Genomic DNA, 1,209 nt, shown 5'->3' on the forward strand with positions numbered 1-1,209 from the left:
ACGCCGCGGTCCACGTCGCGACCGGGTCCGGTGGCCGGCTCCCGGCACGATGCACGTCACGAACGCCGTCCGCGCCGCCTGCAGGAGCAGGACGACGGCGACTCCTCGACGTGGTCGACCGTGAGCGGGCTGCTCACGGCACACCCGGGTGACTCCACGACCGTCAACCAGATGTCGCAGCACCCGCCGACGGCGTACGTGGTCGACGCCGTCGTGCTCCGCGCGCTGCACTACGGCTCCCTGCGGTGGGACCACGCGCTCGTCGCACTCCGGCTCGTCGACGCCGTCCTCGTGACCCCGCTGGCGCTCCTCGCGTGGGCGTCGGTCCGCCGTGTCACGCGGTCGCCGCGCGCCGCCCTGCTCGGTGCCCTCGCCCTGTTCGCCGTGCCGCAACTGGCCTCGATCGGGGCCTCGGTGACGAACGACGCCCCGACCCTCCTGCTCGGCGGCGTGGTGGTCTGGCTGGCGACCCGCCTGCTCACCGGGGACCTGAGGCGCCGGACGCTCCTGACGACGGGCGTCGCGCTCGGCCTGCTCGTCTGGACCAAGGGCACGGGACTCCCCGCGGTGCCGTTCATCGCCGCCGTGACGCTCGCCGCCGGAGCCAGCGTGCTCCCGTTCCCTCGCCGGCTGCTGCGCACCGTGGCGGTCCTCGGGGTGACCGCGGCGATCGGGGCGTGGTGGTGGCTGCGCAACCTCGTGCGCTTCCACACCCTGCAGCCGGACGGGTACGCCGCGCTCCGCCCGGCCCGGCCGTTCCCGGACGGCCAGGGTCCCTCGGTGTGGCACTTCCTCGACGTCAGCTGGGGCACCCTCACACGGACCTTCTGGGGGTCGCCGGGGCAGCGAGCGCAGGTGAGCATCGGCGACCTCCTCACCGCGGTCCTGACGCTGGTGGTGCTCGTCGTCCTGGTCGGGTGGGCGTTCCGTCGCGGCCGAACCCGCCGTGCGGCGTGGTGCCTGGCGGTCTTCCCCGCCCTCCTGCTGCTCGTGCAGACCGCGAGCAGTGCCCGGGCCTACCTCGACACGACCCAGGTCGCGGGGACGCAGGGCCGCTACCTGTTCCCGGCCCTGCTGTGCCTCGTCGTGCTCAGCGCGGTGGCGTGGCGGCGCCTCCCCCTCCCTGGGCGGGGCCGAGCAGCGCTCCCCCTGGTGCTGTCCGTGGCCTTCCCGGCGATCGGGACCTGGGGGATCGCGGTCGCCGCCGGG

1 protein-coding gene is annotated in these 1,209 nt (G+C 75.1%); it reads left to right on the plus strand.

Translation table 11 applies throughout. The annotated features are described in order from the left end of the window. Positions 1–120: 120 nt before the first annotated feature. Positions 121–1,209: DUF2142 domain-containing protein (locus tag I5E_RS11730; protein ID WP_187290502.1), on the plus strand; the 1,089-nt coding region annotated here is incomplete at its 3' end.

Origin of the sequence: Curtobacterium sp. B18 (assembly GCF_000333375.1) — a bacterium.
Taxonomy (GTDB): Bacteria; Actinomycetota; Actinomycetes; order Actinomycetales; family Microbacteriaceae; genus Curtobacterium.